The sequence below is a fragment of the Cardinium endosymbiont of Culicoides punctatus genome (assembly GCF_004354815.1).
Lineage (GTDB): Bacteria > Bacteroidota > Bacteroidia > Cytophagales > Amoebophilaceae > Cardinium.
In genome coordinates, this window is sequence record NZ_QWJI01000035.1 from 1 (window position 1) to 4,932 (window position 4,932).

General features: G+C 35.7%; 2 protein-coding genes. Both read left to right on the top strand.

The genetic code is table 11. From position 1 onward, the window contains the following. Positions 1 to 4,229: hypothetical protein (locus CCPUN_RS04760; protein WP_165941951.1), on the top strand; the 4,229-nt coding region annotated here is incomplete at its 5' end. Next, a complete protein-coding gene (locus tag CCPUN_RS04010) occupies positions 4,226 to 4,750 on the top strand; it encodes a hypothetical protein (protein WP_133282293.1) in 525 nt (174 codons plus the stop codon). The genes CCPUN_RS04760 and CCPUN_RS04010, both read left to right, overlap by 4 nt. Positions 4,751 to 4,932: the final 182 nt, after the last annotated feature.

Here is a 4,932-nt window from a genome sequence, read left to right on the forward strand (position 1 = left end):
ATGATCAAGGTAATAGTATAGAAACCCTTAAGGCCTCTCGTAAAATTCAGGAAGAAGCGTCTATTCAAAAAGCACGCCAAGATGTAGCTAAGAAAATCAGAGAAGATCGTCTTTTTAGTGCTTTTTGTTCGCTAGAAGAAGAGCTATTGCCTAAGGCAAAAGATGTTGAGAAACAAACTCAACGTAATTTATTAGAAAAGGCGTGGGAAATAACCAAACGGTCCAACCTAAATCCCTCTAAATTATCTAATGATTTCAATAAATGTGTGGATAGCTATCTTTCCAGAATAATAAGCAATCTTTCAGCTGAAAATCAAGAAGTATATTCAACTCCTACAAAATGTAAAGAGTTACGACAAGGTATACTATCCACGCCTAATTTTCAATCCGTATCCTCTCCAGAAGCATGGCGTAAGCATAGAAAAAAAACAGTCATGGTAGACTTTTGCAAGGCCTATGAAGACAAAGTACATAGAGATGTCTTGGAGTCATTCCGTAACCGTCAACCCCTACCTGTAACAACGAATCCATTGGCACGGCAATACAAATGGGATCTTTATGACCGAAAAGGATTACAAGAACGTTGGGGACTATGGTTCCATAAATTTGTTATGGATGATACAGACCGTGACGAAGAAACTAGCCTCTCCTACTTTCAAGAGACCTTTGTAGAGCCGATTCGTAAAGACGCCGAAACCAATGATCTCATTAAGAATCCAGCCTTTTACGTACTTAAAGGGAATCAATATTTGCGTGATAATGGTTGTATAAGAGATGCTGCAACATCTTTCCAGCGAGCTATTTCTTTAGATGATCGTTATGCACTTCCGGCTTATTATAACTTGGCCATGGCAGAAGCCAGTTATTCAGACAAAGAATGTATCAGTAAACAGAAGGTTAAAGATGCGCTACTCGAAGCCAAGTTCCGTATCAACACAGTCTATCGCCCTGAGCTGCTAGAATTACATGGCCATATAGCAGCAGTTGGTAATAAACCAGATACTTTTACCCATTTCCAACATCACTTAGACATTTTATTTAGATGTGAATCCTATATTGACAAGTCAATTGCAGTAATAGATGAAGCTATAGCCAAAAAACATGATATTCTTTTAGAAAAATCGGTAAAGATATCCTCTATACTTACTCCATTAGATAATACGATATCCTATACCCAAGCTATAGCAGAAATACAAGCAACAGGCTTGCACGAGTTCTTTACAGTTACTCGCATTCCTCCGATTCCATGGGGAACAGTAATAGGCATAGCTCTAATAGGCATCTTTCAGATCGTTGTAGGTGCTTGTTTATTTAAATCTACACTAGGTGTTTATGGTGGATCTTGGATTATAAGTGGTATATCTGATATCGGAACTTCTATCTGGAAAGCTATTAGCCGTGATGAACAACCTCTAGAAGATTGGCTTAAGGATAAGTGTATTTCATTGGGTGTATCAGTACTTTGTTCTACTGTCGAATTAGGATGGAATAAAATTGTACATGGAGTAAATACGCTAAAGGAAAACATCAATAAAACAAAAGATTTTCTTCCTATAAGGAATGCCATAGATGTAAAAGAGGGTATTAGAGAAATCACTACCAACTTGCTAAAACAAGCACTGCAAAAAGAATCAGCTAGGCTCTGCTTATCTGCTGTATTAGAAAATACAGTAGTAAAAGTTATGATGGAATACATAGAAAAGCTGGTCTATGAAAATGTAATTAATAAACTACGTCATGCATTATTAAATAATGTTACCATACAGGATGGCGTATCCGTAGATCTAGAAGAGAACAATAACCAATGGCAGTCTAAATTTATAGAAGTAGGAGAAAAGATACTACACAAAAGAGAATCAGAAATATCAGAGATTGTCAAGCGTATATGTAGTGGATCATGCAAACAAATACTTAGCCAGTATAGTTGGACAAAAAATACTTCAACCGGAGAATTTGGCTTTACACATCCTTTTGATAACAAGCATTCTTCTGGAGGTGATAAAAAATCTGATATACAATCAATTTCTTTAGATACACTATTCACGGCAGCAGAAAAGACTAAAATTGCATTCGATTTATCTAATTTAACAGATAACTTTTTACGTGATTATGAAACAGGTTTACATTCAGTAGCTGAAGAGTTAAAGAGCTACAAAGAAAAAAAAGAAGATTGGAAAAAAAATCATGGTCAAGATATTACATCTTTTCAGGATGCTGAGACAAAAAGGCAATCGCATAAACAAGGAAAAGTACTTACTAGTCGTCCCTCTCCCGTACTAGAGTCTTCGTATGAAAGGGCTACTGTTCCTACCTACCAAGAAGGTTCTGGAGAGGCATATGATTCTCGTTCAAAAGAAAATTATACAGCATTACGTCTAGATGGTTGTCAACCTTCATCTACAGAGTACATTACTACTGTATTTTCTCAAGTATTGACAGGTAAGTTGGTCATGAGCATTCATAGTCATTTTGTTTTACCTGCTAGCAATAAGTTGTCAAGTTGGGGTATCGATCTACTCTATAAAAAGTCAGATGAGGAACTCAAGTCTCTCATTCATACATATCGAGAAGGTGTATGTAAAAAACATATTGTAGGTCAAAAACTAGCGAAAGCCAAAAAAGAATGGTCCGCATTGTCTGATGATCAACGAGCTGCTTTCTATAATCAGCTTTCCCCAGAAACGAAACATCTTTTAGACAAAGTCGGTAAAGATGCTTTAACGATAGATCATGCCTTTGCCTTTTCTGCTGCCTTAGATGCAGAAATCATCATCTATAACAAATCAGATGGTCAATGCATTGTAGACATAGGCAAAGAGAAAGGCAGACGTAATAAAAAAGTAATCTCACTCTTCTATTACAAAGATCCCGAAACTGGTAGGGCTCACTATACCCCTACAGATCCTAATATTAAAGTCACTTCTAGCGGGATCAATAATTGTATGCAGGATGCTATTCTAGCGCATTGTGATTCTGATGGAGAGATCTCTCCAGAAGTATTAAAAGACCGACTCCTACAACATGCCTCGGAAAATCCAAAAGAGTATGAGGATCTGAATAGTTCTTCTCTATTTCTACAACGTTCTGGTAAATCGAGTCAATTGTATGAGGGGGGGCTTATTAGTGAAAGATCCAACTATAGATGGATAGAAGCCAAATTTGGTAAAAAAGCCTTACTAGAGCATATAAAACTCAAGTGCTGGGTAGATATGCATGTTAAATATGCTGATGATGGATTAGCCAGTTTAGTTAATGATACAACTCTACCATATGAGATGTATTATAGCGAAGAAGATATAAAAGAACACCCTGGCCTACTAAAGGGAGAGATCCCTGATATAGATCCTGAGCTTGGTAAAAATGCTAAACTGGCTGAGGAGCTAGAGGGTGCAGGTCATATAGAGGACGTATCTCGTGTAGTTATTTACGTAGCTACTTTTGGTACAGCATGGTTGGCCGATAAGTATATCCCTGATGTTACTGATAGCATGACTGCTGCCTGCGCCTTAATAGGGAATAGTGGGGCTAAGTTGATTTTTAATGAGAAAATACGAGAAGGTATTAAGAGAAACGACCCAAAAATGATATCTGAGGGTGTAGCAGAGTGTCTACCAGCAATAGGTAATTTTCTAGCTGCTAGAGAAGATTTTAAACAAGAGAGATATGGATGGGGCATGGTAAATCTTTGTTTTGGCGTTGCTGATATTTTCATCTTAGGGAAAGCTAGTAAAGACACTAGGGATTGGTATAAACATCGTGCTCTTTTTAAAGCAAATGCAGCATTTGTAAATGGTTTACAATCAGGCGAAACAGTAACTAGTATTCCTGGTCCTGTTGTACTAGAAGCTGGGAATAAGGGGGCTGATGCAACAAGACTTAAAAAGATACCACCACTCTCAACGCCTAATCAAATAGCTAATGCAACTAAAAAAGCAGAACAAGTATTTGGTAAAGAAGTGAAAAGTATTACATTACGACAAAGAAATACTGGAAAAGGTAGAGCATATCAAATTGAATTTAAAGACGGAACTAAAATTGATATTAATCCAGAAAGGGTAAAGATGAGTGTGCCACAACCTAGAAATCCAGGAAAAGGTACTGCAAAACATAATTTTAAGGAGAAAGGGGGATTGCCAGAAGGTTCTGAAGTGATCAAAACAACAGGTAATGGTTGTAAACGAACTTTAACAGAAGCAGAAAAAAAAATATTAGAAGATTTAGCAGAATGAGTAGAGATATAATAGACGCAGTATTACTAAATTTTAAAGCTTTCTTAGAGTCATCATTCACTCACATTGAGGATATATTCCCATATATGGATCCTATCTATGGTAGTGACGTACATCAAGAAGAATTTACTGACATATGGTTGCAAGCAAATTGGGAAGTGTTGGTAGAATTTATTCTGTGCCCTCAAATTGATATAGAAGCCTTACAAGCTTATGGAAACTGCGCTGAATTATACGATAATAGTGATCGTATTTCGAGACCTAATCAAGTAGCAACACACAAAATAACAATACATTCTAAAAACGATACACCAATAATTGAGCTATTTAGTAAAAAAATGATAGATATTGCTAATTTGGATAGAGATTTAGATCTTGATAGTTTTTGTTATTGTAATGATGGTTATTATTATCCATTTCAAGCTCCATTAAATAGTGTTTTGTCATACATAAAAGGTGATTTAGTTGCGTTTAGCTTAGAAGATGTAACATTTAGGAAAACGCCTATTAATACAACTTAAGTTCTAATCTTTGACCTATTTTATATTATCAATTAATTTTATTTATTATTGATTTACAAATACATTATATGTATTTCTTGAAGCATATATGAAAAATACTACCTGCTATAGAGATGCAATATTTTTCTTAAAAAAATCTTTAAATTTTTTCTTTGTTAGAAATGTATCGATCATTTTAAAGA